The organism is Pseudoalteromonas sp. PAB 2.2 (assembly GCF_001938575.1).
Taxonomy (GTDB): domain Bacteria; phylum Pseudomonadota; class Gammaproteobacteria; order Enterobacterales; family Alteromonadaceae; genus Pseudoalteromonas; species Pseudoalteromonas lipolytica.
In genome coordinates this window covers 130,187-146,167 of record NZ_LYPI01000011.1, presented here as the reverse complement: position 1 = coordinate 146,167, position 15,981 = coordinate 130,187, and the positions used below count along the sequence as shown (strand labels likewise).

General features: G+C 41.9%; 13 protein-coding genes. 5 read left to right on the top strand and 8 right to left on the bottom strand.

Annotated elements, in window-relative coordinates; translation table 11 throughout:
• Positions 1-86: 86 nt before the first annotated feature.
• Positions 87-2,111, bottom strand: a complete 2,025-nt coding sequence (locus BWD47_RS10655; protein WP_065978309.1) for a formylglycine-generating enzyme family protein — start codon at positions 2,109-2,111, stop codon at positions 87-89.
• Positions 2,112-2,347: 236 nt separating this feature from the next.
• Between BWD47_RS10655 and BWD47_RS10650 the strand changes: the two genes are divergently transcribed.
• A complete protein-coding gene (locus tag BWD47_RS10650) occupies positions 2,348-3,244 on the top strand; it encodes a 1-aminocyclopropane-1-carboxylate deaminase/D-cysteine desulfhydrase (RefSeq protein WP_065978308.1) in 897 nt (298 codons plus the stop codon).
• Here BWD47_RS10650 and BWD47_RS10645 read toward each other — a convergent pair whose 3' ends face one another.
• The 3 genes from BWD47_RS10645 to BWD47_RS10635 form a co-directional block, all read right to left on the bottom strand.
• The gene (locus BWD47_RS10645; RefSeq protein ID WP_083202710.1) at positions 3,245-4,942 is read right to left on the bottom strand and encodes an EAL domain-containing protein; all 1,698 of its coding nucleotides are present in this window, start codon (positions 4,940-4,942) and stop codon (positions 3,245-3,247) included.
• A gap of 325 nt (positions 4,943-5,267) precedes the next feature.
• Entirely contained in the window at positions 5,268-5,960 is a 693-nt protein-coding gene (ssb, locus tag BWD47_RS10640) for a single-stranded DNA-binding protein (protein WP_065978307.1), read from the bottom strand.
• Positions 5,961-5,979: 19 nt separating this feature from the next.
• Positions 5,980-7,347: an MFS transporter gene (locus BWD47_RS10635; RefSeq protein ID WP_065978306.1), complete on the bottom strand. Its 1,368-nt coding sequence runs from the start codon at positions 7,345-7,347 to the stop codon at positions 5,980-5,982.
• Positions 7,348-7,510: 163 nt separating this feature from the next.
• Between BWD47_RS10635 and uvrA the strand changes: the two genes are divergently transcribed.
• Both uvrA and BWD47_RS10625 read left to right on the top strand, forming a co-directional pair.
• Positions 7,511-10,330, top strand: coding sequence for an excinuclease ABC subunit UvrA (gene uvrA, locus BWD47_RS10630; RefSeq protein ID WP_075593955.1), 2,820 nt, complete (start codon positions 7,511-7,513; stop codon positions 10,328-10,330).
• 13 nt (positions 10,331-10,343) lie between these two features.
• Entirely contained in the window at positions 10,344-11,420 is a 1,077-nt protein-coding gene (locus BWD47_RS10625) for a hypothetical protein (RefSeq protein WP_074989345.1), read from the top strand.
• Positions 11,421-11,901: 481 nt separating this feature from the next.
• Here BWD47_RS10625 and trpS read toward each other — a convergent pair whose 3' ends face one another.
• Genes trpS through rpe form a run of 3 tightly spaced genes read right to left on the bottom strand, consistent with a single transcriptional unit; the run spans position 11,902 to position 14,303 of the window.
• The gene (trpS, locus tag BWD47_RS10620; protein WP_036973183.1) at positions 11,902-12,906 is read right to left on the bottom strand and encodes a tryptophan--tRNA ligase; all 1,005 of its coding nucleotides are present in this window, start codon (positions 12,904-12,906) and stop codon (positions 11,902-11,904) included.
• 48 nt (positions 12,907-12,954) lie between these two features.
• Positions 12,955-13,620, bottom strand: a complete 666-nt coding sequence (locus tag BWD47_RS10615) for an HAD-IA family hydrolase (protein WP_065978303.1) — start codon at positions 13,618-13,620, stop codon at positions 12,955-12,957.
• The gene (gene rpe, locus BWD47_RS10610) at positions 13,617-14,303 is read right to left on the bottom strand and encodes a ribulose-phosphate 3-epimerase (RefSeq protein WP_036973185.1); all 687 of its coding nucleotides are present in this window, start codon (positions 14,301-14,303) and stop codon (positions 13,617-13,619) included. Before rpe ends, BWD47_RS10615 begins: the two co-directional genes overlap by 4 nt.
• Before the next feature lie 327 nt (positions 14,304-14,630).
• Between rpe and BWD47_RS10605 the strand changes: the two genes are divergently transcribed.
• Both BWD47_RS10605 and BWD47_RS10600 read left to right on the top strand, forming a co-directional pair.
• Positions 14,631-14,927, top strand: a complete 297-nt coding sequence (locus BWD47_RS10605; protein WP_036973186.1) for a hypothetical protein — start codon at positions 14,631-14,633, stop codon at positions 14,925-14,927.
• Between the two features lie 5 nt (positions 14,928-14,932).
• Complete coding sequence (locus BWD47_RS10600; RefSeq protein WP_036973187.1) at positions 14,933-15,118, top strand: DUF2970 domain-containing protein; 186 nt, start codon at positions 14,933-14,935, stop codon at positions 15,116-15,118.
• Here the strand turns inward: BWD47_RS10600 and BWD47_RS10595 are convergent.
• Positions 15,090-15,932, bottom strand: a complete 843-nt coding sequence (locus BWD47_RS10595) for a Dam family site-specific DNA-(adenine-N6)-methyltransferase (protein WP_075593954.1) — start codon at positions 15,930-15,932, stop codon at positions 15,090-15,092. The genes BWD47_RS10600 and BWD47_RS10595 overlap by 29 nt on opposite strands.
• Positions 15,933-15,981: the final 49 nt, after the last annotated feature.

The following is a 15,981-nucleotide window of genomic DNA, read 5'->3' as shown; positions in this document are numbered from 1 at the left end:
ACTCTACCATGCTAAGCACAATAAAGCGCAACTGCCTTTATTAAATTGCTAAAAAAGGAAGCCTGCTTTGCTTCCTTTAAAAATTTTTATCGCTCGCGTACTAAACGAAACCCGATATAGTTTGCACGAAAATCTGGCGCTAAAATTAAGCGTGTTGATACACGTGCTAGGCTCGGAGCGAAATTCCATGCCCCACCACGAACAGTCACATCAGACTGCCCCGGTTTTTTGTTTGTCCATTCCCATACATTACCTACTGTGTCATACAGACCAAATGCATTAGGAGAAAACGACCCGGTTGGTGCAGCGCTTTTGTTTGACCATTCACTACCACACCAGCCACAGTTCGCTAAATTTTTACCTATCTCGTTACCCCAAGGGTATTCAGTTTCTTTACCTGCGCGTGCAGCGTACTCCCACTCAACCTCATTCGGTAAACGAAACAACAGCCCTGTTTGCCCTGATAACCAATCTGCATATGCTTTGGCATCATTATACGTTAAGCAAACAGCCGGAAAATCACTGTCTTGCTCAAAACCTGGGTTGCGCCAGTTTAAGGTCGCTTCCCATACTGGCTCACCATTTAAGTAATAAGCACAGCCACGATTCTTTTCGGCTTCTGTTTTATAACCTGTATTAGCAACGAATTGCTCATATTCACCCACACTGACTTCTTTGCTTTGCATGGCAAATGAGTTAGCAATGGTTTTTTCAACAACAGGGCGCTCATTAGCTAAGCCATTACCGTTAATGTCACCCATCTTAAATGTACCCGCTGGGATAACCACAATACTCGCTGTATTGGTTTTATTAACAATACTTGCCACTGGCGCTGCTGTAGGTTGCTCTGTTGCGACAACGGCAGCGACAATTGGTTCAGGCTCTTTCACTAATTTTGCATTAATAGTTTGAGCTTTACGCAAGTCTAAACGCGCTTTATAGCTTTTATAACCACGCTTGCGTATCTCAATATCATGAAAACCTCTTGGTAATGATGTCGTTAGCTTGGTTGACCCAAAGCTCACACCATCAATAAACACTTCATCATCATAAACATTTGAACGAAGCGTTAATTCAACCATTTTAGATTTTTTTAGATCAGGTAATGGTTCAACCCTTACTGGCTTTTTTACTGAGTAATCACTTACAGGTTGTTCGCTCATACGCGAAACCGATACCACCTGACTATTATCCTGAGAGTCACTGAATGTTAACTGACTATCAGAGTAAGTGGTGGTGTAATTGGGTTGGTAGTTTCCAGCAAGTGGTGAACCATAATCTGCGCAAAAACGGTTGTCTAAGTTAAGCAGACTACATAAACGGCTGCTGTTCACATCACCGCGCATCGTTACGCTTAAGTTCACGTTATAGTTACCTTGTCCGCTAAAGGCACTATTTACAACATGACTACTCAAAATTTTAACTTGTGCACCCGCTAAATTGCGTTTCGGCTCAACTAAGCGTTCTTCTGTTAAGTTAGCAAAAATTTGATCTACAAAGCGCTTGGTGGCTTTTTGTAATCCCATTTGCTGACCACGTTGCTCACACGCTGCTAATGTTTCAGTGCGCTTACAATTAATCGTATGATTAACTTCAAGTGTGCCTTCACGCGTAAACTCATTGCGCAAACGTTCAACACGTGCTGTTGCGAGTTGCTCTTTTAAGCTCTCTAAGGTGTTTAGTTGGGTATGCTTAGCAACACGAATTTGCTCAATATCTTTTCTATGCGATGCAATTGCCGCCAATTGCATCGAAATGTCATCTTTGTTCTGTTTGTGATCCACCACTGCTTTTTGATAGCGCGTTTGTGCATTGCTAATATCTAAAGTGGGGTCATCAATTAATCGACGATACATCTCGTTCATTGCATCAAGCGCTTGGTTTTTTTCTTTGTCTAGCTCAGCTGAGCGGGCGCGCAATAATTCGAGTTGTTTTTGTAACTGACTTTCTTCTTTTAGGTGTTTTTCGAGTATTAAGGTCGAGTTATCGTATTCGGCTTGTTTTTTACTGATCTCTGATTCAATGCCAGTTACCGTAGCAGTATCTTGTGCAAATGCACTCGATGCTAGCAAACTAACTGAAATTAACAGAGATAAAGGAGCAATTCGCATATATTCCATTCCCAAAAAGCGGCAATTATTTGGTCATTATTATTTTTTATAATTAAACTCTTATGCTATGTACTTGCAAGGCAAAACACAAGCTTTGTTCAATTATTATCTGAGTTTACAACTATTACCTTAGTTGATGCCAGTAAATAACAAAATCATTTTAGTTTAATTGACTAATTTCTATCTCTATGACGACTTTGCTACAATTAAGCGTCTTTTTTAGCGTAAATTAAACCGTGACTATTATTTCTGAATCGCCTGTTCAAACCATCAACCACGAACTGTTATCAGCACAAAAGCTGACATTACAGATTAAACGTGATGATCTTATTCACCCACAAATTAGTGGTAACAAATGGCGTAAATTAAAATTTAATTTACAGGCTATGCAACAACAGGGAAAAACTGAGCTACTCACTTTTGGCGGCGCATTTTCAAACCATATTCATGCCACAGCAGCTGCGGGTCAGTTATTTGGGTTTAAAACGCACGGTATTATTCGCGGACCTGAGCTTGATGAACACAACCCCACATTGCAGTACGCCAAACGCTGTGGGATGACATTGCACCCCGTTAACCGTATTACTTACCGTTTAAGAGGCGAAAGCCGCTATTTGGCAGAATTACAAAAGCAGTTCCCGCATGCTTATATTCTACCCGAGGGAGGCACTAACCCTGCGGCGCTGCTGGGGTGCCAAGAATTAGCGCAAAGCTTACCGACGAGCGATGTCATTATTTGCCCAACAGGCAGTGGTGGCACGCTGGCAGGCTTAATTGAAGGCAGCCCACACTCCACAACCGTGCTCGGTATTGCAGTATTAAAACAGGCCGAATATTTAATTGATGACATTAAGCAACTGAGCCGTAAAGCAAGACAACAACAAAATTGGCAGCTATTACTTGAACATCATGATGGCGGTTATGGCAAATTCAGTCATGAACTGTGGGAGTTTTGTCAGACATTTACGCAACAACACGCCATCCCACTTGAGCCTATTTATAGCGGTAAAATGATGTATGCGCTGTGGCAATTGATAGAACAAGGTTTCTTTGCAGAAGGCACGCGGATCATGGCTATCCATACTGGTGGCTTGCAAGGGTTAGACGGCTTAAAGTACCGTCGTTTAATCTAACTAACTAAAAGGCGTAATATCGGCAAGCTTTTGTAGGGGTTCAGCAAAGTAAAAACCTTGCGCTGCGATGACGCCTAAGTTTTTTAATGTTGCAAGCTCGTTGCGTGTCTCAACGCCTACAGCATAAACAGGAAAATTAAGCTCATTGCCTTTCGCTATAATCTGTCTAACCACTTTTTGTTGCTGCGTATTAGTATCAATATTATGAATAAGCTCGTATGCCAATTTAATACTACACACATTATTAAGTTGCTTGTATTCAACAAGGTTTTCGGCACTGCGAACATTGTCAATCACAATACCTGCGGATAATTTTTCTAAACAAGCAAACTGCGAGCTCAATTGTTTATGCTGTTTTAAATAATCGTCTTCACTGAGCTCAAATTGTAATTTATTAGCTGCATCAAAGCCTTGCATTTGCGCTTTAAACCAATGCCAAAACTCATCATTAAACCAGTTCATCGCATGTAAGTTTATACTTACCATCATCGCACCTGATTCGTTATCAAGCATTTTTTGTACTTGTGTCACTACGGTTTGATCTAACAATAAAACATCTTTCTTGCTGGTCATCTGTGGAATGAAATGACGAGCAGCAAGTAATCCTAAACTTTTATGACGAATTCTAATAAGCGCTTCATGCTGTAAAATTTCCCCTGTTTCTAAGTCAAACAACGGTTGAAAGAACAGCATAAAATGCTTTTTCTTAATGTACTCAAACAGGTGCTCATTACTATCAGTGAGCATGCTAGATTGCGTATGCCCAAACGGTAAGCGGTGAATGTGTTGCCATGCACTTTGCTTAGCTAAAGTCAGTGCCGATTTAGTAAGCTGATACACCACAGCCTGATCAGCCCCAGTACGGTAATTACAGACACCAATTTTTATATCACCACGCGATAAATCGCTGCGATAATTAAGGCACGCTTGATATACAACGTGATGCAAACGCTTGGTGTACTTATCAACTTCGGTGGCAGGCACACTGTTTAGTGTTACAGCTATACCGCCCGAGGGAAGTAGTTTTACCGAGCGATTAACAAGTTCCCCAAACCCTTTGGCAATCACTACTTTAAAGTAATTATCGACATCAAGATTCGCCGGAAACGGGGTTTTCCAAAAAAACAGAGCAAATAAATGATTGTAGTTTGTTGGTACCCCATACAAAATATTTAAATCTTGATGAGGCAGCGGCTTTGGCAGCTCTCCTTTTTTAAGTACCGGCTTGACCTGTTTTTCAATAGGCTTCACTGGCGGTGCTGCGGCTACCAATACTTTTTTAGACAGTACTCGCCACCAGCGGAATCCCCAATACCCAGCCCCAATTAGAATTAAGTTCAAAAAGATAAATAAATGACTTTCAACGACCCATGAAGGCCAGTGAAAAAGGCGCAAACTCACAGTGTGATAACTAAATACCTCCTGCTCTAAATCAATAAAGTTGGCAAAATTATGTGGCACATCTGTCACGTTCATAGCAAAACCTTTACTTTCAACTAAGGTTGCAATGATATCTTTTGACGCAATGGGGTCTAAGTTTAAGTCGTATACTTGCCTTGCAAGCTCAGTACCTGTGCGATGCACTTTCTCGTGTAATACGTCACTTAAAAAAATATTAAAAACAACTAATAACAAAAAAGCGGCCGTCACATAAATGACTTCCGGTTGCTTTATTTGTGATGTTAGGTCTTTTTTCATTTCACAAGTTAGTTGCCCAAATATACACAAAGTGTTGTTCAAGAACCCTATAAATACAAGGCTGCAGCGCGATTTAAAGAAATTTCTGATTCATCCCCTGACCAACGCTGTCAAAAGTTACGTAAATTTAAACACCTAGCAAAATGCCTTAATGAGAATTATTTTGTAACCGAAACATATTCGAAGCCATCCCCATTCGTTTATACCATTGTGCTTAATTAAGTGGTCTATTTTGAGCAATAAAAAACCCAGCACCAAGGCTGGGTTCTTAATACAATCTTTATATAAAGTATCTTGCTTAATACTTTAACTTACTACCGGTCCGTCAGAACGGGATATCGTCGTCAAAATCGATTGGTGGTTCCATTGGGTTTGATGCGCCACCTTGTGGTGCATTTTGTGGCTTAGGAGCAAAACCACCTTGCTGTGGTGCGCTGCTTTGCTGTTGGCCATAACCACCGTATTGGTTGTTATTTTGCTGCGGTGCAGGTGCAGGCTGTTGTTGTGGGCGCTGTTGTTGTGCTGGCGCCGGTGCTGACTGCTGCTGAGGTGCATAGCTGTTGCTTTGCGCTTGCTGCGAACCGCCACCATAGCCGCCACCTTGTTGTTGACCACCTTGGTAACCGCCTTGTGATTGGCCACCTTGATAACCACCACCCTGTTGGTCGCCACCCCGGCCACCTAACATTTGCATTTGACCGCCCATGTCTACCACGATTTCAGTGGTAAATTTTTCTTGGCCAGATTGATCAGTCCACTTACGTGTTTGTAAACGACCCTCAATATAAACTTGTGAACCTTTACGAAGGTACTCACCCGCTACTTCAGCTAGCTTGCCAAATAAAACAACACGGTGCCATTCTGTACGCTCTTGCATTTGCCCTGTGTTTTTATCTTTCCAGCTGTCAGTCGTAGCAATGCTGATATTCGCTACACCATTGCCATTAGGCATATAACGTACTTCTGGATCTTGGCCTAAATTACCAACCAAGATTACTTTGTTCACACCGCGTGCCATGGAACTTCTCCTTTAAACGTTAGATTAAACCAGCCGCTTTTCGTGCTTGGTCTAGGTCAAATTCTTTATCATTAATCTTTAAATAGCTGCGATTTTCATCGCAAACAACCGTTGCTTCTATTACGCCCGGTAAAGCAACTAGACGAGAAGCAAGCGCTTGTGCCTGCTGCTCGGAACTTAATTCTGTCATTAAGCTAATAATTTTACTTCTTGGTGGGACTTGCATATTCCAAGCAAGGATAAGCCATATTACCCCAACAAGTGCCGCCGCCGCAAACACTGCTTGCGCACTTAGCGCTTGTGCAACATAGCCCCCCAATAAACCACCTAAAAAGGCACCAAAAAACTGCGTAGACGAAAACACGCCCATGGCAGAGCCTTTCTGGTTTGCAGGGGCAATACGAGACACTAATGCAGGCATAGTGGCTTCTAAAAAATTAAATGCGACAAAGTAAACTAACATACACACACCGATGCCAATCACAGAATCAACCCAGAATGACATCGCCAGCATGCTTAATACTAATAAGGCGATTGAACCAATAAACGCCTGTTTTTCTTTTTCTTTGCGGATAGCCACTATCATCATTGGCGCCATTAAGAAAAACGCTAAAAATAAGACTGGAATATATAAATACCAATGATGATCAGCAATTAATCCATCTTTAATTAATTGACCCGGTAAGGCTACAAACACCGTGGTTAACGTAAGATGAAGTAACATAACACCAAAATCTAAACGTGCTAATTGCGGGTGTTTAATTAATTGTTTTATGTCATCTAAGGTGGCAAGCGTGTCGCCTTTGGGTGCCTTGCTTACTGCATTTGGAACCAAAAACAAGACAATAAAAATACCTAAAATGGCCAACCCAGCTGTTAGCCAAAAAACGCCAGCAACACCCCAAGATGCCGCAACTATTGGCCCTAGTAGCATCGCAACAGCAAAGCTCATACCAATACACATACCAATAACAGCCATCACCTTTGGACGCTGCTCATCTCGGCTTAAATCTGAAGCCAAAGCTAGTAACGCACTGGCAATCGCGCCCATACCTTGTAATGCACGGCCAAACGTCACCATTTGTACCGACTCGGCGGTGGCAGCAATAACGGAACCAAGCGCAAACACGCACAGGCCTCCAATAATCACTTTTTTACGGCCTATTTTATCCGACAACCACCCCATTGGAATTTGTAACACGGCTTGCGTTAAACCATACGCACCGATTGCAAAACCAATCCATAGCGGCGAAAAACCTTCCAATTGCTGACCATAAATAGCCAGAACTGGCATCAACATAAATAGGCCAAGCATACGGAACGCAAACACGCTCGCTAACGAAACGGCAGCGCGTTTTTCTCGGGAGTTGAGTGAAGATGCTGTCATGAATTACTGAATCTTGCTGTCTATTAAAATGTAAGCGTGGATTCTACCACAAGCGAAAAATAAATAATCACCTGTAAGTGATGATTTTTTCTTTGATCAAGGATTAATCTTGTCGCGTATTGTGAGATACTGAAATAATCACTTGGTAATAAAACGAGATAGCATGGAAAACATTGAAGTCCGAGGCGCCCGTACGCACAATTTAAAAGACATCAGCCTAACCATTCCCCGTGATAAGCTGATAGTTATCACTGGCCTATCTGGTTCAGGGAAATCGTCTTTAGCGTTTGATACATTGTATGCAGAAGGGCAACGTCGTTATGTAGAATCACTCTCAGCCTATGCAAGACAATTTTTATCGTTAATGGAAAAGCCTGATGTTGATCATATCGAAGGTCTTTCACCGGCTATCTCTATTGAACAAAAATCAACCTCGCACAATCCACGTTCGACGGTTGGCACAATCACCGAGATATACGATTACCTGCGTTTACTCTTTGCCCGTGTTGGTGAACCTCGCTGCCCTACCCACGACCTACCACTGGCAGCACAAACAATTAGCCAAATGGTCGACACGGTTTTAGCTCTGCCAGAGGGCAGCAAGCTCATGCTACTCGCCCCCGTGGTTAAAGACCGTAAAGGTGAGCATGTAAAGCTACTTGAGCAACTAGCAAGTCAAGGTTTTATTCGTGCCCGTATAGATGGTGAGGTATGTGACTTATCAGATCCTCCCACGCTAGAGCTGCATAAAAAGCACACGATAGAAGTGGTTGTCGATCGTTTTAAAGTGAAAGATGGTCAGCAGCAGCGCTTAGCCGAGTCATTCGAAACAGCCCTTGATCTTTCAAATGGTGTTGCGCACGTCGCTGCAATGGATGACTCACTTAGCGAAGACATGCTTTTTTCAGCAAACTTTGCCTGTCCAACATGTGGCTACGCTATGAGCGAGCTTGAGCCTCGCCTTTTCTCGTTTAATAATCCTGCTGGTGCATGTCAAAGCTGTGATGGTTTAGGGGTTCGCCAGTACTTTGATCCCAATCGTGTGGTGCAAAACCCAGAGCTAAGTTTATCGGGCGGTGCGATTAAGGGCTGGGACAAACGCAGCTTTTATTATTTTCAGATGCTGCAAGCAGTGGCTGAACACTATGGCTTTGACCTAGAAGCCCCGTTTCAAGAATTAAGTAAAGATGCCCAAAAAGTCATTCTTGAAGGATCGGGTAAAACCAAAATCGCCTTTAATTATCGAAATGACCGCGGCGACCTTATTACTCGTAATCACGAATTTGAAGGTGTATTAAATAATATGAACCGCCGCTACCGCGAAACCGAGTCAAACTCAGTTCGCGAAGAGCTGGCAAAATATCAAACCAGCCAAGCATGTCCAAGCTGTCATGGTTCTCGTTTACGCCAAGAGGCTCGTCACGTATTCATAGGTCAAACTAATTTGCCAGCTATCACCACCATGAGTATTGGTGAAAGTATGGCATTTTTTGAAGGCCTAGCGCTTACAGGTCAGCGTGCTCAGATTGCCGATAAAATCTTAAAAGAGATCCGTGATCGCTTATCGTTTTTAATAAATGTTGGCTTAAACTACTTATCACTTGAGCGCAGTGCAGACACACTATCGGGTGGTGAAGCGCAGCGTATTCGCTTGGCAAGCCAAATTGGTGCTGGGCTTGTTGGTGTTATGTATGTACTGGATGAACCGTCAATTGGTTTACACCAACGCGACAACGACCGCTTGCTAAAAACCCTTATTCACCTTCGCGATTTAGGGAATACCGTGATAGTGGTTGAACACGATGAAGATGCAATTCGCGCTGCAGATCACATTATCGATATTGGTCCAGGTGCCGGTGTTCATGGTGGTCATGTTATCGCACAAGGTACGCATGACGATATTTTAGCGAGCAAAGACTCTATCACCGGGCAATACTTATCGGGTGTGAAAAAAATTGAAGTACCAACCACTCGTCATCCAACGAACGACAAATGGCTTGAGCTATTCGGCGCAACGGGTAATAACCTAAAGAATGTTGATTTAAAAATTCCATTCGGTTTGATGACCTGTATCACTGGTGTTTCAGGCTCTGGTAAGTCAACGCTTATCAACGACACCTTATTTAAACTCGCTCACACTGAACTTAATGGTGCAACGACCGCAGAGGCCGCACCGTATAAATCGATTAGTGGTCTTGAACACTTTGATAAAGTAATTGATATTGACCAAAGCCCGATTGGCCGTACGCCACGTTCAAACCCTGCCACATACACCGGTATTTTTACTGGTATTCGTGAACTGTTTGCTGGCACCCAAGAAGCCCGCTCACGAGGTTATAAAGTCGGTCGCTTTAGCTTTAACGTGAAAGGCGGTCGTTGTGAAGCGTGTCAAGGTGATGGCGTAATCAAAGTAGAAATGCACTTTTTACCAGACGTGTATGTGCCGTGTGATGTATGTAAAGGTCAGCGCTACAACCGTGAAACACTTGAAGTACAGTACAAAGGTAAAAATATTCACCAAGTATTAGAAATGACCGTGGAAGACGCGCGCGAGTATTTTGATAAAATTCCCGCGATTGCCCGCAAGCTACAAACCCTAATGGATGTTGGCTTGTCTTATATCCGTTTAGGGCAAGCAGCAACAACCTTATCAGGTGGTGAAGCGCAGCGTGTAAAACTGGCACGTGAGCTATCAAAACGCGACACGGGTAAAACACTCTATATACTTGATGAACCTACAACAGGTTTACACTTTGCTGATATTCAGCAATTATTAGTGGTGCTTCACCGTTTACGCGACCATGGCAATACCATTGTAGTGATTGAACACAATCTTGATGTGATCAAAACTGCTGACTGGATTGTCGATTTAGGCCCTGAAGGGGGCTCTGGCGGCGGTGAAATTTTAATTTCGGGTACCCCTGAAGAAGTGGCCGATTGCGAACGTTCACACACAGGCAGATACTTAAAACCACTACTATAAAAAAGGACGTTGGGTGCGTAGGTATTTAAAAATAGCGAAGTGGCGCGCTAATAAACAGTTTCAACAACAGCAGCGTAGCTGGCAACCTCATAAAACAAGGTTGGTTGAACGTATACAAGCCATTTGGTTTAACTTAAGTACCGCACAAAAGCTCTACCTTTTAGCATTAAGCAGCCTGATTGTTCTGCAATCAGGCTGGCTAAGTGCCACCATCACTATCATTGCCCTCGTTATTGAATTTTGGCCTAAGTTTAATCAGCTGTGGCACTCTTTAGCGGGCAAAGCACTCATCTTAATTTTCTATGCCAGTATCGCAAACTTTGTATTAGCTGGGGCCAGTGGCATTGTTAATGACGTTACCCATGTGTCGGCCAACCACTTTAACTATACCCATAACTTTGCCACCTTACTGTATTTGCCCCCTTGGGCAATGGGGATCACATTAGGTACCCTGCTGTTGTTTCAACTTTTTTTACCCTTCTATATCTTCATTTTATTATTAATAAAACCGTTTGGCTCAGAGCGAATAAAATTTATTAGTCAAAGTTATTCACCATTATTAACGGCTATAGTGCGCTTTATATTAGCGTCAGTGGTCTTTATTAATCTGACTTCGTTCATTAATGACAAACCACCTGAAGAGGTGCTTGATAATATTCTTACAAGCTTTGTTGATGGCCAAGCGATAGCAAAAGAGTCACCCTCTGAGCAACAAAAAGCCGTTGAAGAAATCAGTGAAAAAATAGAACAACACCTTCCAAAGAGCAGCGCAGAAACGCCCCCATCTAAGCGCAATGTTGAGATAGACAGTGAGGGTGAGAGTGATGGTGAGAGTGAAACCGTTGAAAACTTACGTCAATTTTTAAATACCAAGGGCTACTTTGAGCGCAGCAAACGTCTCATTGCCATGTTTGCTTTTAGCTTTGAGGCTGATAGTTACTCTCGTTGCTTAAAAGATGAGACGAGTAAAGCTGTGGAATTGAATGATTATGAGATTGTTCAAATTACCCCCGATCACAATGCGCCGTATGGCTATCGCTTTTCGGTGATCGCTTGTGATTCGCCTGGCGTTACGCCCGTTAAAAAATAGCGGCTCAAACACGCTACTCACTTAGCTTACTGCGTTTTTTGAAACCAATGAAAGAAAGCGCAGCTAAAGCAAAGCCTACTAAGCAATAAAAAACACTAAAAAGTACTGATTAAAAGCTTATTTCCTTTCATAAGGTTTAAATATAACCCACTGATAAATAAAAGATATCAATTAAAAAACCTTATCAAACAAATTGCTCATATCTTGATAAGCGACATTCCCCCTCTAAGGCCGTTATTGTAGCGCTATCAACAGGTCACCAACCTTTATACCTGAAGATATACCCAACCAGCTTTGATGAAAATTGAGTCATATTTTAAATGTGATGAGGAACGTAGAATGGAAAAAACAGATAAATATGCTGTGTCACTCATTTGCCTATTTAGCGCCTTAATGGCATTGAGTTTCTGTTAGACGCTTAGATATAAAAATACCGCTTATAAGCGGTATTTTTATATCTTTAAACGCCCTTGTTATATGACTACGGGCGAGGAATAAAACCCACCGCGTCGTACACTGCTTTTAATGTTTTTTCAGCACGAATACTCGCTTTCTCAGCGCCAGACTTCATGATGCTATTAAGTAACGCTTGATCATCACGAATTTCATGAAAACGCGCTTGGATAGGCTCAATCATGCTAACCACGGCTGCTGCTGTATCTTTTTTCAGGTGACCATACATTTTATCTTCGTACTCAGGCACTAAGTCTTCGATTGAGCGTTTAGTGGCAACTGATAACAAGGTAAGTAAATTAGATACGCCTGGTTTTTCTTCACGGTCGAAGTAAATACGTGCTTGCTCGTCTGAATCAGTAACGGCTTTTTTCAGTTTCTTTTCAATCTTCTTCGGTTCATCTAACAACATGATGTAGCCGTTTGGATTTTCATCTGACTTAGACATTTTCTTTAGTGGGTCTTGCAAGCTCATTACACGTGCACCAAATTCAGGAATGTATGGCTCAGGAAGCTTAAATACGTCTCCGTACAGGTTATTAAAACGCGTCGCAATATCACGAGTAAGCTCTAAATGCTGCTTTTGGTCTTCGCCTACTGGCACTTGATCTGCTTGATACAACAAAATATCAGCGGCTTGTAATACAGGGTATGAAAATAAGCCCACGTTTACGTTATTAGCATGCTTTGATGACTTGTCTTTAAATTGCGTCATACGGTTAAGCTCACCCATTTGCGCATAGCAGTTTAAAACCCAACTAAGCTGAGCATGCTCTGGCACTTGAGATTGAACAAATAACGCAGATTTTTCAGGGTCGATACCACACGCCGCATACAATGCAATACCATCTAAAACACGTGAGCGCAGCTGCTCAGGATCTTGACGTACAGTAATGGCATGTAAATCAACCAGCATAAAGAAACTTTCGTGGTCTTCCTGTAGCTTAAGCCACTGGTTAATAGCGCCAACATAGTTGCCTATTGTCATACCACCGGTTGGCTGAATGCCACTTAACACTACTGGTTTACTCATGATGTTCCTTTATTTTACTAAACTAATAAGACTAAATTTAAAATGCACTTACCTTTGCGTAAGAACAGGTATTATATCTAAGAAATTATCACAGAGGTACTCTGGATTGAAATCAGCAAGGTTTTCACCTTGGTTATAACCATAACCGAGCGCGATAACATCAACATTAGCAGCTTTAGCTGCTAATACATCGCTTTTAGAGTCACCGATCATAATGGCTTTTTCTGGGCTTACATTAAGTTGTCTGCAAGCAAATTGTAACGGTTCAGCTGATGGTTTTTTTGTCATATCATCGCCGCAAACAATAAACTGAAAATGATGAGTAAGTGCCAACTTATCAAGTAGTTTTTCAGTAAAGCGGCGTGCTTTGTTGGTTATGATGACTTTGGGTATGCTTGCCAGCGCTGCAAGACCTGTCTCAACGTGCTGATAAAGCGCGCTATAATCACCAACAACCTCATCATAATGCTGATAAAAAAGAGTGATAGCTTGCTGTGCCAACGCATCATCTAAATGCTCGCTTATTTGCATATCACCGCTCAAGCCTCGCTTAACAAGCGTTTCTATGCCATTACCAACCCAACCTTCCACTAATTTTTGTGTGACCACTGGGAACGCTAAATCTGTTAGCGTTAAATTCATGGCAATATACAAATCATAAACACTGTCGACTAATGTGCCGTCGAGGTCAAAAAAGGCAGCATCGTATCTCATGAATTAACGTTTCCTAGCTCTGCACGCATTTTATCGATCACCTCTTTGTAATCAGGTTGGTTGAAAATAGCAGAACCGGCAACAAACATATCGGCTCCTGCCTCAGCGATTTCTGCAATGTTATCCACATTAACACCGCCATCCACTTCAAGGCGAATATTTCGACCTGATTGTTCAATAATTTTACGCGCTTGACGTAACTTGTCTAAGGTATGTGGAATAAAGCTTTGACCACCAAAACCGGGGTTTACCGACATCAATAAGATCACATCAACTTTGTCGAGAACATGCTCAAGGTAGCTCAGGCTGGTTGCAGGATTAAACACCAATCCCGCTTGGCAACCACAATCTTTAATTAGCTGTAAGGTGCGGTCAATATGTTCACTGGCTTCTGGGTGAAAACTAATAATTGACGCCCCAGCTTCAGCAAAATCAGGAATTAAGCGGTCAACCGGCTTCACCATTAAATGCACATCTATCGGTGCGGTAACACCGTAGTCACGTAATGCTTTGCAAATCATGGGGCCAAAGGTCAGGTTTGGCACATAGTGGTTATCCATTACATCAAAATGTACAACATCAGCACCACTGGTTAAGACGCGATCGACATCTTCGCCTAAACGCGCAAAGTCGGCCGATAAAATAGACGGGGCAATTAAATACTTTTGTAATGTTTCCAGCATGAGAGATCCCTTAAAATTTGCTACAGCAATGAAAGTGCGCTTAATGTAACCCAATCGTTAGCTGATTTAAACACCGGCACGAAAGCGCAGCGCCCGACAAAATAATAGAGTCAGTCTTTTAGACTATTGAATCTAGGTAAAAAGAACGAACCCATTGCGTATAACCTCTTTTTTAATAACAACTAAAAACAAACAAAAATTAAACATTTCATTTACTTCAAGCTGCTAATTTTACTAAAAAATCATCTAATTCAGCATTAATTAAGTTTGTTATTTGAACAACTTTTATGTATGCTTGTCTAAATAACACAAACAAAGGTTATTACAATGCGTGCTTTTAAAACTGGGATCTTAATCGCGTCCGCACTTTCAGTTACTGCTTTTGTATCACTTTCTTCAAATGATGAAGATACATTTCTAGCAGCCACATCAGACTGTCAATGCAATACGATTACTGTATCGTCTTCGACTAATCAATGTATTCAAACTAATAAAGAAACGGGTTGGTTTTCGTGGATAACGGGCGATAGCCGTAGTGCTCAATTTCATTACTTAGATTTACTTGAACTGTTAACTAGCAGCGAAGAATCAAAGAAAGTTAGCGGTTTAGGCTCAACGTTCTAAATCGCATGAAAAAATTCTTTAGTGCATTACAAAGTGTCGTTGCGGCATTTTTTGGTGTTCAATCAGAAGACAAACGTCAAGCTGATTTCAAAGAGCATTCACTCAGCTCCCTCGCTGTGATTGCCCTCATCTTATTTATTCTTTTCGTCGCTGCTATCTATTTCACCGTGTCTTTGGTGCTAAGTACATAGCCATTAACTCATTGACTTTATTGCGTGAACCGCCTTTAGGGCTGATTGTTCGCTTAACTTGAATTTCGTCTAATGATGCTTGGCTGTATATTTTACGCGTCCAGACCGTATCATGATTCGAGATAAGCACTGGTGTATTGTTTTCAAAAGCAGCTTGCTCGGCTAAATTTGCTAGGTTTGCTTGATCATCTAAGTTAAACCCCCCTTTGGCATATGACGTAAAAGACGCGGTTTTACTGAGCGGCACATACGGTGGGTCACAGTACACAACAGCGTTTTCAGGAATAAGCTTAAAGACTTCGTCATAGCCTAGGCAGGTAAACGTAGCTTGCTGTGCTTTCTCAGCAAAAAAGCTCATTTCTTTTTCAGGGAAATAGGGACGTTTATATTTTCCAAAGGGGACGTTAAAAATCCCCTTCAAGTTATAACGGCATAGACCATTATAACCATGACGATTCATGTATAAGAATAAAATAGCACGCTCATACACATCGCTACTTTGATTAAACTGCACACGATATTCATAGTAAGCTTCTGGGTGGTTGTTTAATTCAACAAACAATTTTTTAGCGTCGCTAATAAACTCATCTGGCGAGCGCTTTAACTCAGTGTATAAATTGATGAGATCTGCATTGATATCATTCAAAATATAATGCTTAAAATCAGTATTTAAAAACACTGAACCCGCACCAACAAAAGGCTCAACTAAGGTGTCTGCATCCAAACTCGCTTGTTTTAAACGGGCGTGAATGTCCTCAACTAGGCTGTATTTTCCGCCTGCCCATTTAAGGAAGGCCCTGGTCTTTTGCTGCATCTGCTCTTAACTTCAATTCAGTGTTGCGCGATTTTACACTAATCAGTTT

What these genes read in the sequence shown, in the direction of transcription:
- BWD47_RS10615 (WP_065978303.1), bottom strand. Translation starts at nt 13,620, where the DNA reads ATGAGATACGATGCTGCCTTTTTTGACCTCGACGGCACATTAGTCGAC.
- BWD47_RS10645 (WP_083202710.1), bottom strand. Translation starts at nt 4,942, where the DNA reads ATGAAAAAAGACCTAACATCACAAATAAAGCAACCGGAAGTCATTTAT.
- BWD47_RS10600 (WP_036973187.1), top strand. Translation starts at nt 14,933, where the DNA reads ATGAAAAAATTCTTTAGTGCATTACAAAGTGTCGTTGCGGCATTTTTT.
- BWD47_RS10605 (WP_036973186.1), top strand. Translation starts at nt 14,631, where the DNA reads ATGCGTGCTTTTAAAACTGGGATCTTAATCGCGTCCGCACTTTCAGTT.
- BWD47_RS10635 (WP_065978306.1), bottom strand. Translation starts at nt 7,347, where the DNA reads ATGACAGCATCTTCACTCAACTCCCGAGAAAAACGCGCTGCCGTTTCG.
- trpS (WP_036973183.1), bottom strand. Translation starts at nt 12,906, where the DNA reads ATGAGTAAACCAGTAGTGTTAAGTGGCATTCAGCCAACCGGTGGTATG.
- BWD47_RS10595 (WP_075593954.1), bottom strand. Translation starts at nt 15,932, where the DNA reads ATGCAGCAAAAGACCAGGGCCTTCCTTAAATGGGCAGGCGGAAAATAC.
- uvrA (WP_075593955.1), top strand. Translation starts at nt 7,511, where the DNA reads ATGGAAAACATTGAAGTCCGAGGCGCCCGTACGCACAATTTAAAAGAC.
- ssb (WP_065978307.1), bottom strand. Translation starts at nt 5,960, where the DNA reads ATGGCACGCGGTGTGAACAAAGTAATCTTGGTTGGTAATTTAGGCCAA.
- BWD47_RS10655 (WP_065978309.1), bottom strand. Translation starts at nt 2,111, where the DNA reads ATGCGAATTGCTCCTTTATCTCTGTTAATTTCAGTTAGTTTGCTAGCA.
- rpe (WP_036973185.1), bottom strand. Translation starts at nt 14,303, where the DNA reads ATGCTGGAAACATTACAAAAGTATTTAATTGCCCCGTCTATTTTATCG.